This window comes from Thalassospira lucentensis (genome assembly GCF_001613805.1).
Taxonomy (GTDB): Bacteria; Pseudomonadota; Alphaproteobacteria; order Rhodospirillales; family Thalassospiraceae; genus Thalassospira; species Thalassospira lucentensis_A.
Genome location: NZ_LPVY01000013.1, coordinates 76,017 through 94,832, shown reverse-complemented (window position 1 = coordinate 94,832; position 18,816 = coordinate 76,017). Strand labels below are relative to the sequence as shown.

The 18,816-nt window shown below is 56.7% G+C and carries 14 protein-coding genes; 7 read left to right on the top strand and 7 right to left on the bottom strand.

Features of this window, described 5'->3' with window-relative positions; translation table 11 throughout:
* The 3 genes from AUP42_RS12645 to AUP42_RS12635 form a co-directional block, all read right to left on the bottom strand.
* Positions 1 to 924, bottom strand: a complete 924-nt coding sequence (locus tag AUP42_RS12645; protein ID WP_062951975.1) for an ABC transporter permease — start codon at positions 922 to 924, stop codon at positions 1 to 3.
* 69 nt (positions 925 to 993) lie between these two features.
* Complete coding sequence (locus tag AUP42_RS12640) at positions 994 to 2,526, bottom strand: ABC transporter substrate-binding protein (RefSeq protein WP_062951974.1); 1,533 nt, start codon at positions 2,524 to 2,526, stop codon at positions 994 to 996.
* 66 nt (positions 2,527 to 2,592) lie between these two features.
* Positions 2,593 to 4,425, bottom strand: coding sequence for a dipeptide ABC transporter ATP-binding protein (locus tag AUP42_RS12635; RefSeq protein ID WP_062951973.1), 1,833 nt, complete (start codon positions 4,423 to 4,425; stop codon positions 2,593 to 2,595).
* 627 nt (positions 4,426 to 5,052) lie between these two features.
* Here AUP42_RS12635 and AUP42_RS12630 point away from each other — a divergent pair.
* Entirely contained in the window at positions 5,053 to 5,766 is a 714-nt protein-coding gene (locus AUP42_RS12630) for a GNAT family N-acetyltransferase (RefSeq protein WP_062951972.1), read from the top strand.
* 70 nt (positions 5,767 to 5,836) lie between these two features.
* Complete coding sequence (locus AUP42_RS12625) at positions 5,837 to 6,778, top strand: glucosaminidase domain-containing protein (protein WP_062951971.1); 942 nt, start codon at positions 5,837 to 5,839, stop codon at positions 6,776 to 6,778.
* Between the two features lie 33 nt (positions 6,779 to 6,811).
* On the opposite strand, the gene AUP42_RS12620 is transcribed toward AUP42_RS12625, so the two are convergent.
* The 3 genes from AUP42_RS12620 to AUP42_RS12610 form a co-directional block, all read right to left on the bottom strand.
* Positions 6,812 to 8,008, bottom strand: a complete 1,197-nt coding sequence (locus AUP42_RS12620) for a CmpA/NrtA family ABC transporter substrate-binding protein (protein WP_062951970.1) — start codon at positions 8,006 to 8,008, stop codon at positions 6,812 to 6,814.
* A 3-nt stretch (positions 8,009 to 8,011) separates the two neighbouring features.
* The gene (locus tag AUP42_RS12615) at positions 8,012 to 8,599 is read right to left on the bottom strand and encodes an ANTAR domain-containing response regulator (RefSeq protein WP_007091383.1); all 588 of its coding nucleotides are present in this window, start codon (positions 8,597 to 8,599) and stop codon (positions 8,012 to 8,014) included.
* A gap of 122 nt (positions 8,600 to 8,721) precedes the next feature.
* Positions 8,722 to 10,113 carry an MFS transporter gene (locus AUP42_RS12610; protein WP_231858269.1) on the bottom strand — a complete coding sequence of 464 codons (1,392 nt, stop codon included), beginning with the start codon at positions 10,111 to 10,113 and terminating at the stop codon, positions 8,722 to 8,724.
* A 693-nt stretch (positions 10,114 to 10,806) separates the two neighbouring features.
* Here AUP42_RS12610 and nirB point away from each other — a divergent pair.
* Genes nirB through AUP42_RS12585 form a run of 4 tightly spaced genes read left to right on the top strand, consistent with a single transcriptional unit; the run spans position 10,807 to position 17,347 of the window.
* A complete protein-coding gene (gene nirB, locus AUP42_RS12600) occupies positions 10,807 to 13,275 on the top strand; it encodes a nitrite reductase large subunit NirB (RefSeq protein ID WP_062951969.1) in 2,469 nt (822 codons plus the stop codon).
* Between the two features lie 5 nt (positions 13,276 to 13,280).
* Positions 13,281 to 13,631 carry a nitrite reductase small subunit NirD gene (gene nirD, locus AUP42_RS12595; protein ID WP_062951968.1) on the top strand — a complete coding sequence of 117 codons (351 nt, stop codon included), beginning with the start codon at positions 13,281 to 13,283 and terminating at the stop codon, positions 13,629 to 13,631.
* Positions 13,621 to 16,356 (top strand): nitrate reductase, encoded by a 2,736-nt coding sequence (locus AUP42_RS12590; RefSeq protein ID WP_062951967.1) that lies wholly within the window; start codon positions 13,621 to 13,623, stop codon positions 16,354 to 16,356. The genes nirD and AUP42_RS12590 overlap by 11 nt, the downstream gene beginning before the upstream one ends.
* Complete coding sequence (locus AUP42_RS12585; protein WP_062951966.1) at positions 16,328 to 17,347, top strand: precorrin-2 dehydrogenase/sirohydrochlorin ferrochelatase family protein; 1,020 nt, start codon at positions 16,328 to 16,330, stop codon at positions 17,345 to 17,347. The genes AUP42_RS12590 and AUP42_RS12585 overlap by 29 nt, the downstream gene beginning before the upstream one ends.
* Here AUP42_RS12585 and AUP42_RS12580 read toward each other — a convergent pair.
* A complete protein-coding gene (locus AUP42_RS12580; RefSeq protein WP_062951965.1) occupies positions 17,344 to 18,291 on the bottom strand; it encodes a LysR substrate-binding domain-containing protein in 948 nt (315 codons plus the stop codon). The genes AUP42_RS12585 and AUP42_RS12580 overlap by 4 nt on opposite strands.
* A gap of 117 nt (positions 18,292 to 18,408) precedes the next feature.
* Between AUP42_RS12580 and AUP42_RS12575 the strand changes: the two genes are divergently transcribed.
* Complete coding sequence (locus AUP42_RS12575) at positions 18,409 to 18,801, top strand: tautomerase family protein (protein WP_062951964.1); 393 nt, start codon at positions 18,409 to 18,411, stop codon at positions 18,799 to 18,801.
* Positions 18,802 to 18,816: the final 15 nt, after the last annotated feature.

The window sequence follows — 18,816 nt, the reverse complement described above, 5'->3', positions numbered from 1 at the left end:
TTACTCCGTCCGGATACGTGGATCAATCAGGCCATAGGCAATGTCGACAAGCAGGTTCACCCCGACAATCATGATCGACAGAACCGTAATCACGGCCTGCAGAACCGGATAATCACGTGCACCAACGGCATCAAAAGCCAGCGTGCCCATTCCCGGCCAGTTAAACACCAGTTCGACGACAACAATCCCGCCCAGAAGATTGCCAAACTGCAAACCGAAATAGGTCACAAGCGGGATCGCACAATTGCGAAGCGCGTGTTTATAAAGAACGACCTTCTCGCTAAGCCCCTTGGCGCGTGCGACCATAATGTATTGCGACTGAAGGGTTTCCAGCATCGAGGTCCGCACAAGCCGCACATTGGTTGCGGTCAGGATCACCCCCATGGTGATCGCCGGCATGATGAAGTTCTCAATCCCCGTCATGCCACTTGGCGGCAGAAGCCGGAACGTGATTGACAGCAACAGCACCAGCATGATCGCCAGCCAGAAATTCGGGAATGACAGGCCAACCAGCGACAGGATGCGAATGACCTGATCGGGCCATTTGCCCCGCGAAATGGCCGCCTTGATCCCCAGTGGGATCGAAATCACGATGGATACGAACATCGATGCAAACGCCAGCATCAGGGTCGCGGGCAATGCATTACCAATCAGGGTGGAAACCTGCGTTCCACCAAGGAAGGATCGACCGAAATCAAGGCTGAAAAGCCCCAGCATGAAATCGGCATACTGAACAAAAAATGGCTGGTTCAAACCAAGGGATTCACGAATACGTGCAAGGTCTTCCTCGGTGATGCTGCCGGCCCCCTGGCTTAACATCAGCGCCGGGTCACCCGTCAGGCGGATGGCAAACGAGACAATCAATGTCACCGCGACGACCACGAAAATCGCCTGCAAAAGGCGTTTGATCAGAAAACCAGCCAAAACACTTGTCCTTTAAAGAAATAGGCATGAAAGCCGCCCGGCATCTGTCCGGGCGGCTTTCGCTTCACATCAGTCGACAGTCACTTCCGTCAGGCGCAGACGGCTGTCGGGAACCGGGGTGAAATTCTTGACGCGCTTGGAAACCCCAAAGATCGCATTAAGGTTATAAAGCGGCATTTCCAGCGCACGATCGGCCGTGTAATGCGCAATCGACTGCAGGATTTCTTCACGTTTGGCACGATCGGTAATCGCACGCTGGGATTCCAGCAGCTTGTCGAGTTCCGGATCGCTGTCATACGGGTTCCACTTTTCGCCCGTGTGATACATGGAATAAGCGGTATTATCATAATCAAGCGTCCAGCCACCCCACGACTGCTGGAACATCGCGCCGGTTTTACCCGCCGGAATGATGTCGTTAAGCAGAACGTTGGTTTCATATGGCTTGATCGTCGCATTCAGGCCAATCACCTGAAGGTAGCTGGCAACGGCCTGAACAACTTCGTTAAAGGTTGCGTCATTGCCGCGAATGTCGATCTGGATTTTCGTGCCCGGTGCAACACCGGCTTCTTTCAGAAGCGCCTGTGCCTTGGCCGGATCATACGGCAACGGTTTCATCGACGGGTCATTGCCAAACGACAATTCACCCTGGAAACTTGCAATCGGCGATGCCTGACCACCAAGGATCGAGTCAATGATCGCCTGACGATCCACACCGTAAATCATCGCCTTACGGACTTTTTCATCCGCCGTGATGCCATTGCCGGTGTTAAAGCGAAGCGCATAAACCGTCGGGCTTACGGTGGTGACGATATCGATGTTTTCGTCTTCCTGAATGGTCGGGATCATACCAATCGGAATGGTCGGCGGAATGACAAGATCAACGTTCCCGGCCTGAAGTTCCGCAACCGCGGTCGACGGTTCACTGATGAAGCGATACTTGATGGTCGAAAGTTTCGGCGCACCGCCCCAATGATCGGCATAGGCTTCAAGAGTCAGACCAACTTTCGGCTCATAGGAAACCATTTTGAACGGACCGGTGCCGATCGGATGGGCGTTAAAATAATCTTCGCCTTTTTCCGCGATATATTTCGGCGGAACAATCATCGCACCATAACCGGCAAGCTTGGTCAGAAGCACCGGATCCGGCTGGGTCAGATGCATGTCGACGGTGTTTTCGTCAATAACTTCGACCGATTTGATCGCAGCATAGTTTGACCGCTGCGGTCCCTTTTTGCCTTCATCACCCATCAGGCGATCAAAGGTGAATTTGACCGCTTCGGCATTGAAAGCTTCGCCATTCTGGAAAGTCACGCCTTCGCGCAGATGGAAACGGATGCGCGTGCCGCCATCAAATTCTTCCCATGATGACGCAAGCCCCGGAACCAGTTTGGCATCCGGCCCGCGATAGGTCAGACCGTCATAAATATTGGTCGCAACCGACGACCAGTTGACCAGAAACGTATCGACCGGGTCCCAGCTACCGGGGTCCTGTGGTGATGAGATGGTCAAGGTGCCTTCGGCATATGCCGGCGCAGTTGCCATCAGGCCGCCCGCAAAGGCAAGAGCCATCAGCGCACTGCGCATTCCCTGTTTTTTCGTCATGTTATTTTTTCTCCGTTGTTGGTGGCTTGGCGCGAGGGGAGACAAGGCTTGCGACCCAAGGGCCGCTTAACGTGCGTCGGCCACAAAGTGACCGGGCGCAATTTCACGATGGGCAAGAATGGCCGGTTCATCACCGACCCGGCGGATCGGGCTTGGAATTTCACCATCCATCAGGATGCGGTCGCGCACGATTGTGGGATCCGCGACCGGCACGGCACTCAGAAGCCGCTGGGTATAAGGATGTGTCGGCGTTTCAAGAACCTGCTGGCGCGATCCAAGTTCGGCAACCTGACCAAGGTAAAGCACGGCGACCCGGTGGCTCATTTTTTCGACCACCGCCATGTCATGGCTGATGAACAGATAGGCAAGCCCGTGTTCTTCCTGAAGCTCCATGAACAGATTGATGATCTGCGCCTGGATCGACACATCAAGCGCCGAAAGCGCCTCGTCGGCAATGATCAGCTTGGGATTGGATGCCAAGGCGCGCGCGATGCAGATACGCTGGCGCTGACCGCCGGAAAATTCATGCGGGTAACGATTGGCATGGGCCGATGTCAGGCCGACCCGTTCCAGCAACTGGTCAACGCGTGCGGCAATCTGTTTTTCACCGTCAATCAGGCGGTGCGTGCGGATCGGCTCTGCAATCGAAAATCCGATTTTCTTGCGCGGATCAAGGGACGCAAACGGATCCTGAAAGATATACTGGATTTCCTGACGCAGGCGCTGCTGTTCACCTTTGCCCATGTCACTAAATGCGCGGCCTTCAAAACTGATATTGCCGGCCGTTGCCTTCTGCAATTGCTGGATCGTTCGGCCGATGGTCGATTTGCCCGATCCGGACTCTCCAACAAGGGCAAGCGTCTCGCCACGATAAATATCAAAACTGACATTCTCGACCGCATGCACCCGGTGGGAAACCCCGCCAAACAGGCCCTTTTTGATGTCAAAGCGCGTCACCAGATCACGCACCGACAATAACGGGGCCTCGTCGTAACGTGCTGTGTTCTGGATATGCTCCGTCCCGACCAGACGCGGCGTATCGCCATCCATCATCGTCACCGGGAACCGTTTGGGGAATGCTTCGCCCGTCATGCTGCCCAGTTTGGGCACCGCGGACAACAGGGTTTGGGTATAGGGATGGGCCGGATTGGCAAAAATATCGGCAACCGTACCTTCTTCAACCTTTTTGCCCTTCCACATGACGACAACATCATCGGCAACCTCGGCAACGACCCCCATGTCATGAGTGATGAAAATCACCGCCATGCCAAGTTCCTGTTGCAGATCGCGGATGATGGTCAAAATTTGCGCCTGAATGGTCACGTCAAGGGCCGTTGTCGGTTCATCCGCAATCAGGACCTTGGGCCGGCAGGCAAGCGCCATGGCAATCATGACGCGCTGGCGCATCCCGCCCGAAAGCTGATGGGGATACCGCCCCAGAAGTTCCTGCGCATCGGGCAGTCGCACCATATCAAGCAACCGTTTGCTTTCAACAAGCGCATCGGGCTTCGACATGCCTTCATGCAGCATCAGGGATTCCGCAATCTGATCGCCGATGGTGAAAACCGGGTTCAGCGACGTCATCGGTTCCTGAAAGATCATCGCGATGTCTTTGCCGCGAATGCGGCGCATCTGTTTTTGCGATAGCGCCAGCAAATCTTCATCGCGATCTTTTGACGTAAACCGGATGCGCCCCGATGCATAGGATGCGCCCATCATATCGGCCAGACGCATGATCGACATCGATGTCACCGACTTGCCCGATCCGGACTCTCCGACAATTGCCAATGTTCTTCCGGGTTTCACGGCAAAACTCAGATTTTCGATGACCCGGCTGTCGCCGAACTCAACGGACAAATCTTCGACGGACAGGATCGGAACAGAAACAGAATCAGTCACGCAAACATCCTCGGCAATGTAAGGCGGATGCGCGGGTGGCGCGCACCGGTCAAACCGGTGTCAGTGCTGCAAGACGTGATTGGCGCCAGATCGGGTTTCTCGTCCGGCACGGTGGGGGCCGTAGCCTTATGACGATGCGTAACGGAAAGTTGTAACGCGGTCCCTCTTAACGACGATTGCCAACAACCCTGATACCGAATTCATGGTTTTTTATTTTGTATACAAACCTCATCATTTATTCGACAAATTGTCAACGAATTGAATTTAACTAAATTCAATTCGGTTTGAATGCCCTGTCGCCGCATAATCCACCGCACAGCGCGGACGCATTAAAGGTTTGTTTCAAAACCATAATTTCGCACCGCAGCATTTCTCCTTATATCACGGGCAACCCAACACGCCTTACAACCCAAAGACGAACGCATCACAACACTTTCGTCACACGCCCCAAAGACTCCTCATGACCCGGTGTCAAACCACCCTTCCATTTGCCAAATCGGGCCAGTTTTTCGGTCATCCCTTAAGCCCCGCAAAATTGGCTCCCTTCATTTTGCCAAAACGGCTCTTTATGACGCACCAATAATATCCCAGACTGCATGCCCCTCGCCTCGCAACAAAGGTCATCAGATGCCATCCGAATATAAAAACGAATTTGGTCAGCCGGTCGGCCGCCCGGTTGAAAACTGGAAAGAATGCCCGATGCCACCACGCAGTGACATGGCGGGCCACCATGTCATTGTCAGCCCGATTGATGTAAAACGCGACGCCAGGCAGCTATTTGACGCCAACCGCGAAGCCATGGACGGATCGCGCTTTACCTATCTTTTCACGGACGCATTCACCGATTTTGACGCTTATCAGGCGTGGCTTGAAAGCATGGCCGCCACCAGCGACCCGATGCTGCACACCATCATCGACAAGGCATCCGGCACCGCAGTAGGTGTCGCCGCCTTCATGCGGATTGATACCAAATTTGGCGGCATTGAAATCGGCAATATCAACTATTCCCCGGCCCTGTCGCAAACCATCGGCGGCACAGAGGCGATGTATCTGATGATGAAACGTGCCTTTGACGAACTTGGATACCGCCGGTACGAATGGAAATGCGACGATCAGAACGCCCCGTCACGCGCCGCTGCCCTGCGATACGGCTTCACCTACGAGGGCACCTTCCGCAACCACATGGTCTATAAGGGGCGCAATCGCGACACTGCATGGTTTTCGATCACCGATCTTGAATGGCCAAGCGTCAGGGCCGCGTTCGAAGCATGGCTTGCCCCCGGCAACTTTGATGAGAGCGGCAAACAACGCAATAGTCTGCAAAGCTTCCGCAAGGTATAATCACGCGCAGGGAACAAGTGAACACAAGCAACGCGCGCATCCATGATCGCGCATAGCGGGAGGTTATGCCATGCCGTCCTTTTCCGTTTGCCTGCAAAAAAGCATGAAATACCTGATAACAAGCATCTTTCTGATCGGCGCGGCACAAATTGCACGCGCCGATATTACCCTGCCGATGCCCGCCCCGGACCAGATCAATCGGATCGAGCTTGACGGTTACGAACAGCTTGAAGAGCTTTACGAAAGCCTCGATTACACCCAGCAAAGCTGGCAGGAAGGCAAACGCGAAGTTCCGCGCCTGTTCCTGCAAACCATCCCCGAAAGATGGCGAAGTGAAATCAGCGATCAGGTCACCGTTGCCACCAAAAAACGGATTTTCTTCCGCACATTAGGGCCGCTTGCCCTGCTCGCAAACGAGGAAATCGAATTCCAGCGCGCCGCACTGGAAAAGGCCATTGCCGATGGTGACAATACCGTAATTACGGAACTTGCCACCCAGTACAGGGTCGATGGCGCCCCGGGTGACAGCACAACCATCGCCGAACTGCGCGAACGGATCAATCCGGTGCCGCCGTCACTTGTTCTGGCGCAGATGGCAATTGAAAGCGGCTGGGCCACATCGCGCTTTGCCGCCCTTGGCAATGCCCTGTTCGGCCAATGGACCTATGATGGCGAGGGCATCACCCCCGAACAGCAACGCACACATCTGGGCGATTATAAAATCGCCTCCTTCCGAACCCCGTTCGGATCGGTGCGCGCCTATCTGCTGAACCTCAACACCCATAATGCCTATGCCGATCTACGTGACATGCGCGCAAGCGATATCGCGGCAAACCGTCAGTCAACCGGCATGGAACTGGCCGAAGCCCTGATCCGCTATTCCGAACGCGGGGAAGAATATGTCAAGGAAGTCCAGGCCGTCATCCGGCAGAACGGCTTGCAGGAAGTCGACAATGCCGTCCTTGAAGGGCAATATTATCACCTGATCCCAATCGGTGCGACGGCCCAATAGGTTCGCATTCAAAAGCCGACAGCCGGTGCCGGGCTATTCCCCGACACCGGCAAAGCTGCGCATGTCAAATATGCTGTTATCCAGAAACGCATCCGGGCCGACAAACGCCCGGTCGGCGGCATCATTCACGCCCTCAACCCGCCAGTCATCATGCGGAAGCGCAACATCAAGCCCCTTGACCGCACGGCGATAAAGGTCGGGACGGTAAATGTCGGAAATAAGCGTATTGAAATCGACGCTAGCATCCACCTGCCCCCACCGCTGCATCTGTGTGCCAACCCACGCCCCCTGCGACAGCCACGGGAACGTTGCGGTATAGCGATAAAACACATGGCGATCAGGCGCCTCAATCGGATTGTCCCCGGGTTTAAGCACCGGTCGGCCAAGCAACGATGCCCGCAGAATATCAAACGATGCGCCGACGTGATTTTCACCAGACAGCAATTGCGCCAGTTCGGTGCGGTTTTCCGGCTGATCGGCCCATTCGGCCGACCGGACAAGCGCACGCACCAGTGCATCCACCGTATCGGGATTGGACTGCACCCAGTCTTCGCGCACGCCAAGAACCTTTTCCGGGCTGCGCGCCCAGATATCTTCCTTAAGCGCGACAATCACGCCATCCCCATGGAACACCGCCCGCTGGTTCCATGGCTCCCCCACGCAATAGCCATCGACCCAGCCATTGCGCAGACTGTCAAACATCCGTGGTGGCGCAATCACGCCAATATTGACGTCCTTATCGGGGTCAATACCGCCCGCCGCCATCCAGTAACGCAGTTCGTAATTATGGCTCGAATACGGGAATACGGTCGCAAAGGACATGATCGGACGACCGGCCGCCCGGTCCTCGTCGATCACCTTTTTAAGTGCCCGTGCCGAAAGCCCGCGCGGCCCATGCATCGCCGCCGGATCCGCTTCAAGCATCCGCTGATAAAGCCGGGTTGAAACCGTAATCGCATTCCCGCCGCGCCCCAGCGCCATCGGCACCGCAATGCGCTGCGACGGCATCCCGCCAAGCCCAAGCCGCGCTGCCAGCGGAATACCCGCCAGCAAATGCGCCGCGTCATAAACCCCATAAGACAGCTTGTCGCGAATGGCGGCCCAGGACATTTCCCGGATCAGGGTCAGGTCGATATTTTCTTCCTCGGCAAAGCCCTTGGCACGCGCCACGACAGGCAGGGCACAATCCACAAGTGGCACAAAGCCAAGTCGAACCTGTTTAAGGGACATGCGTTAGAACTCCAACTGAAAGGCCGTGATCACGCTTTGCGCGATTTCAGAAATTTTGCGGTTCTGTTTCATGGCATTTTTGCGCAGCAGGTTATAGGCCTCGTCCTCGCTCAGCCCCTTTTCCTGCATCAGAAGTCCTTTTGCCCGATCAATCAACTTGCGATCATTAAGCTTGGCCTTGGCTTCGTCCCGTTCCCGGCGCAACTGGTCAAACGCGTTGAAACGCGAAATGGCCATTTCGACGATGGGCCGAATACGATCCTGACGCAAGCCATCAACGACATAGGCACTGACCCCGGCCTCTACCGCCTCGCGGATCGTGTTGCTGTCGCTTTGATCGACAAACATCGCAATCGGGCGCGCAATAACACGCGATACCTGAAACATCTGTTCCAACGTATCACGGTCCGGGTTTTCAAGATCAATGATGATGATGTCGGGGGCCAACGCCTGAATGCGTTCGACCAGATTGTATGACGTGCCGATGCGGCTGACGCGGGTATAGCCACTTTCGACAAGGCCGCGCTCAACAATGGCGGCACGGTCCGGGTTTTCGTCGATCACCAGAATGCTGAAGTCTTCAAGCTTCATTTAAACCAACCCAAATCCCTGACGATCAAGGTCTCTCTCCTGTCTGTTCTTTTTCGCCCGAACCTTGATGGCCCGGTGAGAACCGGGATGCGGCACATGCCGCATCCCGGAAAGATCGTACGTTATTCCGCCGGAACCGCCTGCGCACCGGATGGCAGCGCATCGCGTTCCTGCATGGCTTTTTCGAAACGTTCCTTTTCCTCGGCCACGGTCTTTTCCGAGAAACGAACCGCAAGCGCTGCAAAGGAACAGATAATCACGGCAATGCCAAGATACATCAGGCCCTGCTGATAGGTCAGCGCCTCGGATTTGAACAGGAAGCCCGCGGCAACCGCCCCGGCATTCCCGCCCGCACCGACAATACCGGCAACCGAGCCAAGCGCCTTGCGGTTAACAAACGGAACAATCCCGAATGTTGCCCCTTCGGACATCTGCACGAAAAGCGAGAAGACCACCATCATCGAAACCGCGATGACCAGCGCATCCATCATCGAAAACGCAACAAGTGCAACACCTTCGATGAACAGCGCCAGGAACAGGAATTTGACGCGACCCGAAAGCCCGCCCTTGGCGGCAAACTTGTCGGAAAACACCCCGCCCAGCGTACGGGCAAAGATGTTCATCAAACCAAACAGACCGGCAATCAAACCGGCTGTCTGAAGGCTAAGCTCGAACCGGTCAAAGAAATAGATCGCGGCGATGTTGTTGATCGTAAGCTCGACACCGAAACACGCCCCGTAAACCAGAAACAGCGCCCAGACCCGGTAATCCTTGGCCGCGGCCAGCATGCCCTTGGTCGCACCGGCATGATCATCTTCCGGTGACAGGGCACCGCTTTTGCGCATGTCGGCATAGTTGCCATCCGGCGCATCGGTGGTGAAGAACCAGTAAAGTGCCGCAACCACCAGCATGATCACACCCGGGAAGACCATCGCCAGACGCCAGCCCATGGTTTCCGAAACGCCAAAGCCAAGCACCATGGCAAGGATCAGCGGCATGACCATCTGTGTCACACCCCCGCCAAGGTTGCCCCAGCCCGCCGTGGTCGCATTTGCGGTACCGACAACGTTCGGCGCAAACATGGTCGAGGTATGATACTGCGTGATCACGAACGATGCCCCGATCGAACCGATGGCAAGACGCGCCAGCAGGAATGTTTCGTAACTATCTGCAAGCCCGATCAGCATGACCGGCAAAGACCCCAGAACCAGCAACGCCGTATAGGTCTTGCGCGGGCCGATTTTATCGCAAAGCGGCCCGATCAGAAGGCGCACAAGAACGGTAATCGCGACAGACGCGATGATGGTATTGCCGATTTCACCCTTGGTCAGGCCAAGATCATCGCGCACAAGCGGCATCAGCGGTGCGATACCGAACCAGCCAAAGAAACACAGGAAGAACGCAAGCCAGGTCAGGTGGAAAGTCCGCATCTGAACAGTCTTGAGACTGAAGAGATTGATCCGCGGAGCCTTGTTTTTGATTTCCATAACAATGAAGCCCTTCGTTTGGGTCACTCCGAACCGGTTTCCCGGTTGTCGCGACCGACGGTTATTTCCCCAAGGGCCGCACGCTTCATCAGATGGATTCCGCTGGCGGCCCGTCATTCGTTTCGACTGCGGCTGCGCCATCGTTGCGCGCCAAAATCAAACGTCTGATCGCCCGCCATTGGACGAAGAACTGTGAGTCACCCGTCATTGGGCCTGCTTCCGTCGAAGCGGCTCACACGAAACAAGTTGTGCAAACCGCGCGCCAATTTTTTCGCAACGCGGAAATTTTCAAATAATTCCCTGAAATTCAATACAATTTATCCACCGCAACTGCACAGACGAAAAACCCGCCCTGTCTGGAAGCAGCATGTTTGCACATTTTTTAATCTCATCATTTTGTGTGTGGTTATTTTTTAAACAATCACAGGTTTCGTGCAATTCTTGCTTATCCCGTGGGCATCAAAAATCTTATTTTAAATCAGTATTTTGCAAGTTTTTCGGCGCAATCTGCAGTTCTGGCACGCAACTTGTATAGTAAGGGACAAGAGCGCGGGCAAGGTCGCCTGCTGCCACGGCAGAAATGCCAACCCCATATATAGAATCCAATGGCGGGTTCACCCGGATAACGACGTCCGTTGCGAGATTGCCTTTTTGACAGGCAGTGCGCACCGGGCGTTTTTTTTTGCCAATTCGCTTCCCGCGATCAGGAGCCAGAGACAAATGAACCACGTCCCTGCAGCACTTACCAAGAAACCCCGCCTTGTCGTCATCGGCAACGGCATGGCCGGCATGCGCACCGTCGAGGAAATCCTCGGTCGCGCCCCTGACAAATACGAAATCACCGTTTTCGGGGCCGAGCCACGCGTGAACTATAACCGCATCATGCTATCCCCGCTTCTGTCGGGCGAAAAGGAATTCAACGATATCGTCATCAATACTGCCGAATGGTATCAGGAAAACCGTATCCATCTGTTTTCCGGCGATCCGGTGGTTGAAATCGACCGCACCCGCAAGGTCGTCATTTCCAAAAGCGGCACCGAAACCGCCTATGACCAGCTTCTGCTGGCCACCGGGTCCGACCCGATCATGATCCCGGTCCCCGGCCACAAGCTTTCGGGTGTTGTCACCTTCCGCGATGTCGATGATGTCGATACCATGCTGAAAACCGCGGCAAATGGTGGCCCGGCTGTCGTCATCGGTGGTGGCCTTCTGGGTCTTGAGGCCGCCGTCGGCCTGCAGGCGCGCGGCATGTCGGTCACGGTCCTGCATCTGGCCGGTCACGTGATGGAACGTCAGCTTGATCCGTCGGCCGGTTACCTTCTCGCGCAGGAACTTGGCCGTCGGGGCATCAATGTCATTACCGAGGCCGACACCGCCGAAATCGTCGGCACCGATTGCGTAACCGGCGTCCGGCTTAAGGACGGGCGCATGATCCCGGCTGATCTGGTGGTCATGGCTGTTGGCATCCGCCCCAACGGGCGCCTTGCCGCAGACGCGGGACTGACCGTCGAACGCGGCATTGTCGTTGACGATGTCATGACCACCAGTGATCCGGATATCTTTGCCGTTGGCGAATGCGTGCAGCATCGCGGCCAGTGCTATGGCCTTGTTGCACCGCTGTTTGAAATGGCAAAATCCTGTGCCGATCATCTTGCCGAAATCGCAACCGATGGCTATGCCGGTTCGGTGACCTCGACCAAACTGAAAGTCACCGGGGTCGATGTTTTTTCCGCCGGTGATTTTTCCGGCGGTGGCGAAACCGAAGAAATCGTCTTCCGCGATGCCGGACGCGGCGTTTACAAACGCATCGTTCTAGAAGACGGCAGGATCAAGGGGGCCGTCCTTTATGGCGATACATCCGATGGCGGCTGGTATTTCCAGCTGATGAAGGATGGTCAGGACGTGACCGAACTTCGCGATACCCTCGCCTTTGGTCAGGCCTTTGCCGGGGGATCTGCCGGAAACCCTCTTGATGCCGTTGCCGCCCTGCCAGACGACGCAGAGATTTGTGGCTGCAACGGCATTTGCAAGGGAACCATCGTTTCGGCCATCACCGAAAAGGGCCTGACAACGCTTGACGAAGTCAAAGGCCACACCAAGGCATCCGCATCCTGTGGTTCATGCAGCGGCCTTGTCGAAAACCTTCTGGCGGCAACCCTTGGCGGTGATTATCAGGCGGCTGCGGTCAAACCGATCTGCACCTGTACCGATCATGACCATGACAATGTCCGCCGCCTGATCAAGGCGAAAGAACTGAAATCCATGCCAGCCGTCATGCAGGAACTGGAATGGAAATCATCGGACGGCTGCCATGTCTGCCGCCCGGCGCTGAACTATTACCTCCTCGCCGCATGGCCGGGTGAATATGTCGATCATGGTGCGTCGCGCTTCATTAACGAACGCGTTCACGCCAACATTCAGAAAGACGGCACCTATTCGGTGGTGCCCCGCATGTGGGGCGGTCTGACCAACCCGCGCGAATTGCGCGCCATTGCCGATGTCGCTGACAAATTCGATATCCCGACCGTCAAGGTCACCGGCGGGCAGCGCATTGACCTTCTGGGTGTGAAAAAGGAAGACCTGCCTGCCGTCTGGGCCGATCTGAATGCGGCCGGGATGGTTTCGGGTCATGCCTATGGCAAGTCCCTTCGCACGGTCAAAAGCTGTGTCGGACAGGAATGGTGTCGTTTTGGCACCCAGATGTCGATGAGCATGGCCGTCGACCTTGAAAAAATGACCTGGGGCTCCTGGATGCCCCACAAATTCAAGATGGCCGTATCAGGTTGCCCGCGTAACTGTGCCGAAGCCACGATCAAGGATTTCGGCGTTGTCGCAACCGATGGCGGCTGGGACCTTCATGTCGGCGGCAATGGCGGCATTCATGTGCGTGCGACCGAACTTCTGTGCAAGGTCACAACCGATCAGGAAGTAAAAGAATATTGCGGTGCCTTCATCCAGCTTTACCGCGAAGAAGCCCGCTATCTGGAACGCACCGCACCGTGGATCGAACGTGTTGGCCTGAAACATGTTCAGGAACGTGTGGTCGATGATGCCAAAAATCGCGCCGCCCTGTTTGAACGTTTCATGGAAAGCCAGAAAACGGCACAGGTTGATCCGTGGGCCGAACGCGCCAGCCAGGGCGTGGATGCGCACGAATTCAAATCCCTTTCCCTGATCGCAGCGGAGTAACGGCAATGACGGATATCGTAAACTGGGTAAATGTCGGACCGGTCGCCAATATCCCGCTTCAGGGCGCGCGCACCTTTCAGACCGAAACTGATCGCATCGCGATTTTCAGAACCCTTGATGATCAGGTCTACGCCCTTCTGGATCGTTGCCCGCACAAGAACGGGCCGCTGGCACAGGGGATCGTGCATGGCCATTTTGTCACCTGCCCGCTGCATAACATGGTCTTTTCGCTTGAAACCGGCGAGGCACAGGGCCCCGATGACGGCTGTGCGGCCAAGGTGGAACTGCGCGTCATTGACGGCACGGTCCATATCGGCCTGACGGCGGAACAAATCGGTCTGCGCCATGCGGGGTGAGGTTAAAACCACCTGTCCTTATTGCGGCGTTGGCTGCGGCCTGATCGTCTCCCCCACCCGGGACGGCTGGGCGGTCGGGGGCGACCCCGATCACCCGGCCAACCGGGGCCGGTTGTGTTCAAAGGGTGCCGCCCTGATCGATACGATCACCGCCGAGATGAAGCGCGATTTCCGCCTGCTGAAACCCGAAATCGACGGCAAAACCGTCGACTGGCCAACGGCCACACAGGAAACCGCGGATCGCCTGCGCGCAACCATCCAGAAACACGGCCCGAAATCGGTGGCGTTCTATGTTTCCGGTCAGTTATTGACCGAGGACTATTATATCGCCAACAAGCTGATCAAGGGCTTCATCGGGTCGCCGCATATCGATACCAATTCCCGGCTTTGCATGGCATCAACCGTGGTCGGGCACAAACGTGCCTTTGGCGCCGATGTCGTACCGGGATGTTACGAAGACCTGGAAATTGCCGATCTGGTCATCCTGACCGGATCGAACCTGGCATGGTGCCATCCGGTCCTGAACCAGCGTTTGCGCGCAGCCAGGGAAAAGCACGGCACCAAGATCGTCGTGATCGACCCGCGCAAAACCGCAAGCTGCGACACCGCCGATCTGCACCTGCCAATCAAACCGGGCAGCGACGTTGCCCTGTTCAACGGCTTGCTGGCATGGCTTGACCAGAACGGTCATTGCGATCTTCAATATGTCGCCCGCCATGTCAGCGGCTATGAAACCGCCATCGCCGAGGCACGCGCGGACTGCCCCGATATCGAGAGTACAGCCAAAAAATGCGGCCTCGATTATCCTTCCGAGATCAGCGCGTACGCCGATCATGACGGCTCGGGTCTGGGGAAACTGGAAACGTTCTTTAACTGGTTTGCCGCCTTTGACCGCACGGTCACCGTGTTTTCGCAAGGTGTCAACCAGTCCAGCAGCGGCTCTGACAAGGTCAATGCGATCATCAATACCCATCTGGCGACCGGACGGGTCGGCAAACCGGGATCAAGCCCGTTTTCCGTCACTGGCCAACCCAATGCCATGGGTGGGCGCGAGGTTGGTGGCCTTGCCAACCAGCTTGCCGCCCATATGGACCCGAACGATGTTAACGACGTTGACCGCGTCCGCCGGTTCTGGAAATCCGATATTCTGGAACCGGGCGAGGGATACAAGGCGGTCGATATGTTCCGCGCCATCGAACGCGGTGAAATCAAGGCCGTCTGGGTCATGGCAACCAATCCCGCCGTCAGCCTGCCCGATGCGGACCGCGTCCGTCTTGCCCTGTCGCGTTGCCCGCTGGTGATCGTATCGGACACGGTGAATGACACCGACACGCTGCGTTATGCCCACATCAAACTGCCCGCCGCCGGGTGGGCTGAAAAATCCGGCACGGTTACCAATTCCGAACGCCGCATTTCCCGTCAACGTCCGTTCCGCGAACTACAGGGCGACGCCAAACCCGACTGGTGGATCATGACTCAGGTCGCACGCGCCATGGGCTATGGCAAGGCGTTCAAATACCGCGATCCTGCCGATATTTTCGCCGAACATGCCGCCCTGTCGGAATTTGAAAATGACGGCATGCGCGCCTTTGATATCGGCCAGTGGCACAAGGCAAAGAAATCGACCTATGATGCCATGGAACCGTTCCAATGGCCGGCATCGCGCAAACATCAACCCGCTGGCGGCGCCGAACGCCTGTACGGCAATGGCATTTTCACCACCTCAAACGGGCGGGCCCGTATGCTGGCGGTTGCGCATAAACTCCCCATGTCGCAACCGGGCAAGGAATTCCCGCTGATCGCCAATAGCGGCCGGTATCGCGACCAATGGCACACCATGACCCGTACGGGCACCGCCGCGCGCCTTTCAGCCCATCGGCCCGAACCGCTGCTCGAAGTCAATATCCTTGATGCCAAGCGTTACAAGCTGACCGATGGCGGCCTTGCCCGGATCAAAAGCAAACGCGGCACCGCCCTGATGCGGGTATCCGTATCAGACGCCCAGATGCCCGGCGAAGTCTTCATGCCGATGCACTGGAACGATGTTTATTCATCGGCGGGCGGTATCGGGCGTTTGCCAACCGCGCATGTTGATCCCTTTTCCGGGCAACCGGAAACCAAACATATCCCGGTTTCCATCGAACCGTTTGAACCGCTGTGGCAGGGATTGCTGTTTTCCAACACGCCGGTTGATCTTTCAGACCTGCCCTATTGGGTGGCGGCAACTGGCCCCGGCTGCATGATCTACGAAATCGCCGGTGACAGGCCCTGCCTGTTCAAATCCATGCTACCGATGGCGGCCAACAATATTGGTGATGAAAACGCCATCGAGCACATCATCGAATATAACGACGGCAAAAAAGGCGTTCATCGCTATGCACGCCTGAATGGCGACCGTATCACCGGCGCACTTTTTGTCGGCCCGGATCGCCCCGCCCTTGGCCGCGACTGGATATCGGCACTGCTGGGCAATGATGCGATCAGCGGGCCGGAACGCAATGCCCTGCTTGCCGGGCGCATGCCCGATGCCGGGGCCATCAATGATCGTTTGATCTGTTCGTGCTTCTCGGTCGGGCTGGCGGCCATCACACGCGCCATCCATGACCAGAATGCGGTCAGCACCGCCGATATCGGTCGCCTGTTGCAAGCCGGAACCGGATGCGGCTCCTGCCTGCCCGAACTCAAGGAGATTCTTGATGACGCATTACCGCGCGCCGCAGAATAAGCAGCAGTATAAAACGGCCAAGCCCGAAAACCTGTATGGCCCTGAAACGGAAAACCGGGAAACCTTCCCCTTCTTTCCGGCCTTTGTCCATGTCACCGGCAAAAAGGTCGTCGTGCTGGGCGGGGGTGAGGTCGCGGCGGGCAAACTCCGCCTTTTACTGCGCAGTCAGGCCGATATTACCGTCATCGCCCCGGAACTGTGCACCGACATCGCAACGATGGTCGATACCGGCGCGATCCGTTGGGAAGCAACCCCGTTTGTCGATACCATGCTAAATGGCGCGGTGATGATCTTTGACGCCGCCGATGACATGCACATGACCCGCCGGGTCAAGATCGCGGCCAAACGGCGCAACATCCTTTTGAATGTCGTCGACAAGACCGAACATTGCGATTTCATCGTCCCTGCAATCCTTGACCGGGCACCGGTGATGGTCACGATCTCGACGGGCGGCTGCGCCCCGGCACTGGCCCGCATCATCCGCCAACGGCTTGAAACCACCCTGCCGGCCTCAATGTCACAATTGGCAAGCCTCGCCCGCAGCGCCCGCCGTCGCGTTGCCGCCCACCTGCCCGACAATGTCGCAAGACAACGGTTCTGGACGCATTTTTTCCAGAACGGTTTGCAGGACACCCATCTGACGCAAAGCACCCCGCAGGACCTTGACGCCGCTCTGACCCGCTTCGTCCCCGAAGGCAGTTCCGCCACCGTCCCGGGCGGTCAGATCCTGCATGCGGATGTCATGGCTGACAATGCCTTTGACCTTGCCCATGGCATTGCACGCGCGATTGAAACATCCGACATCATCTTCCACATGCCCGGCATCGCCGCCGACATTCTGGGCCTTGCCCGCCGCGACGCCACCGTAATCGAACTCGAAAGCAGCGGCGATGACGGAAACATCGATGACGACGCCCGCGAACGCCTGAAACACCAGGCCGCCTTTTTCGCCCGCCAAGGCAGCAATATCACCTGCCTTTATCGTAATTAGGCCGCATGTAACCGTTCCAGATACCCCGGCATCGCATCACGCACCGATCCCATCAGGATATCGGCCAGCCGCCGCACGATATCGCTTGGCTCGCTCTCAGAACCCAAAAGGTTAAGGTCAAGCGACGGCAGGGCCGGAAGCCCCCCATCAATGACACGAAGATTGGCGGGCAATCCGATCGGTGTCCGCACCATGACGCCAAGCCCGGCCGCGGTTGCCGCCCACAACCCGCCAAGACTGGGACTGACGAACGCCATCCGCCACGCAACCCCGGCCCGATCAAGCGCCGTTGTCGCGCAATCGCGTAACAGGCAGGGAGGCTCGAACGCAACAAGCGGCAGGGGATCACCGCCTAAAGTCATCTGCCGCCCCCCTACATCATCCGGGGCCAGAAACGCGCCCCCGTCTTGCCCCGCTGCCGTGATCCAGCACATCGGGACTTCGGCAATACGGGCAATATAGGGTGCGGATGCTCTATCCATCCCCGGCTGCCCCCATGTCAGCGCCAGATCAATCTGCCCCTTTTCGATCCGCTCGATCAAATCGGCATTACGGCCAACCCGTGCCTCGATCCGCACTTTGGGATGGGCGCGGGCAAACTGCCCCAAAATGGCGGGCAAAAGCGCTTCACCAAAATCTTCCTGCAAACCCAGCCTGACCCAGCCCTCAAGGTCCGCACCATGCAGGGCGGTTGCCGCCTCGTCATTCAGGTCAAGCAAACGGCGCGCATAAGACAGCATGGTTTGCCCGGCATCCGTCAGCGCCAGATTACGCCCCGCTTTGCGAAAGATCGCCGTGCCAGCCTGTTCTTCAAGCTTTTTCATCTGCGCGCTGACCGCCGATGTCGAACGGCCCAGACGATCCGCCGCACGCGCATAACTGCCAAGGTCCATGCCCGTCACGAAACTGCGTAGCACATCAAGATCAAAATTTACGCGCCGCATCTCTCAATCCTGTTTTTCCGGACTATTAATTCAAAATAATCTGATTTTCAGGATTAAATTGCGCTGCGATAAGGAACACGTCAAGTCCTTCCGCCACATGATCCAAAGAGGCCCATCATGCCCTTCACCCGTATCTCGCTTCGCAAAGGCAAATCAGCCGAATATCTGCGCGCCGTTTCCGATGCGCTGCATCAGGCCCTGACGGAAACCTTTCACGTCCCCAAAGATGACCGGTTTCAGGTCATTCATCAGCATGACGCTGCCGAACTCGACTTTGACCCGAATTACCTTTCTGGCCTGCGCAGTGACGATTTCATCCTGTTTGCCATTACCGCAGGCAAGCCGCGCGACACGGCAACAAAACGGAATTTCTACAAACGCCTGACCGACCTGTTGGCGCAAAAAGCCGATATACGCCCCGCCGACGTCATGATCGTGATCACCACCACCGCCTACGAGGACTGGTCATTCGGGAACGGCGTAATGGCAACCGATATCGCCCAATCCTGATCTTCACGGTTTGAA

Coding starts and splice junctions, on each gene's coding strand:
- AUP42_RS12640 (WP_062951974.1), bottom strand. CDS start 2,526: ATGACGAAAAAACAGGGAATGCGCAGTGCGCTGATGGCTCTTGCCTTT.
- AUP42_RS12630 (WP_062951972.1), top strand. CDS start 5,053: ATGCCATCCGAATATAAAAACGAATTTGGTCAGCCGGTCGGCCGCCCG.
- AUP42_RS12625 (WP_062951971.1), top strand. CDS start 5,837: ATGCCGTCCTTTTCCGTTTGCCTGCAAAAAAGCATGAAATACCTGATA.
- AUP42_RS12620 (WP_062951970.1), bottom strand. CDS start 8,008: ATGTCCCTTAAACAGGTTCGACTTGGCTTTGTGCCACTTGTGGATTGT.
- AUP42_RS12615 (WP_007091383.1), bottom strand. CDS start 8,599: ATGAAGCTTGAAGACTTCAGCATTCTGGTGATCGACGAAAACCCGGAC.
- nirB (WP_062951969.1), top strand. CDS start 10,807: ATGAACCACGTCCCTGCAGCACTTACCAAGAAACCCCGCCTTGTCGTC.
- nirD (WP_062951968.1), top strand. CDS start 13,281: ATGACGGATATCGTAAACTGGGTAAATGTCGGACCGGTCGCCAATATC.
- AUP42_RS12590 (WP_062951967.1), top strand. CDS start 13,621: ATGCGGGGTGAGGTTAAAACCACCTGTCCTTATTGCGGCGTTGGCTGC.
- AUP42_RS12585 (WP_062951966.1), top strand. CDS start 16,328: ATGACGCATTACCGCGCGCCGCAGAATAAGCAGCAGTATAAAACGGCC.
- AUP42_RS12580 (WP_062951965.1), bottom strand. CDS start 18,291: ATGCGGCGCGTAAATTTTGATCTTGATGTGCTACGCAGTTTCGTGACG.
- AUP42_RS12575 (WP_062951964.1), top strand. CDS start 18,409: ATGCCCTTCACCCGTATCTCGCTTCGCAAAGGCAAATCAGCCGAATAT.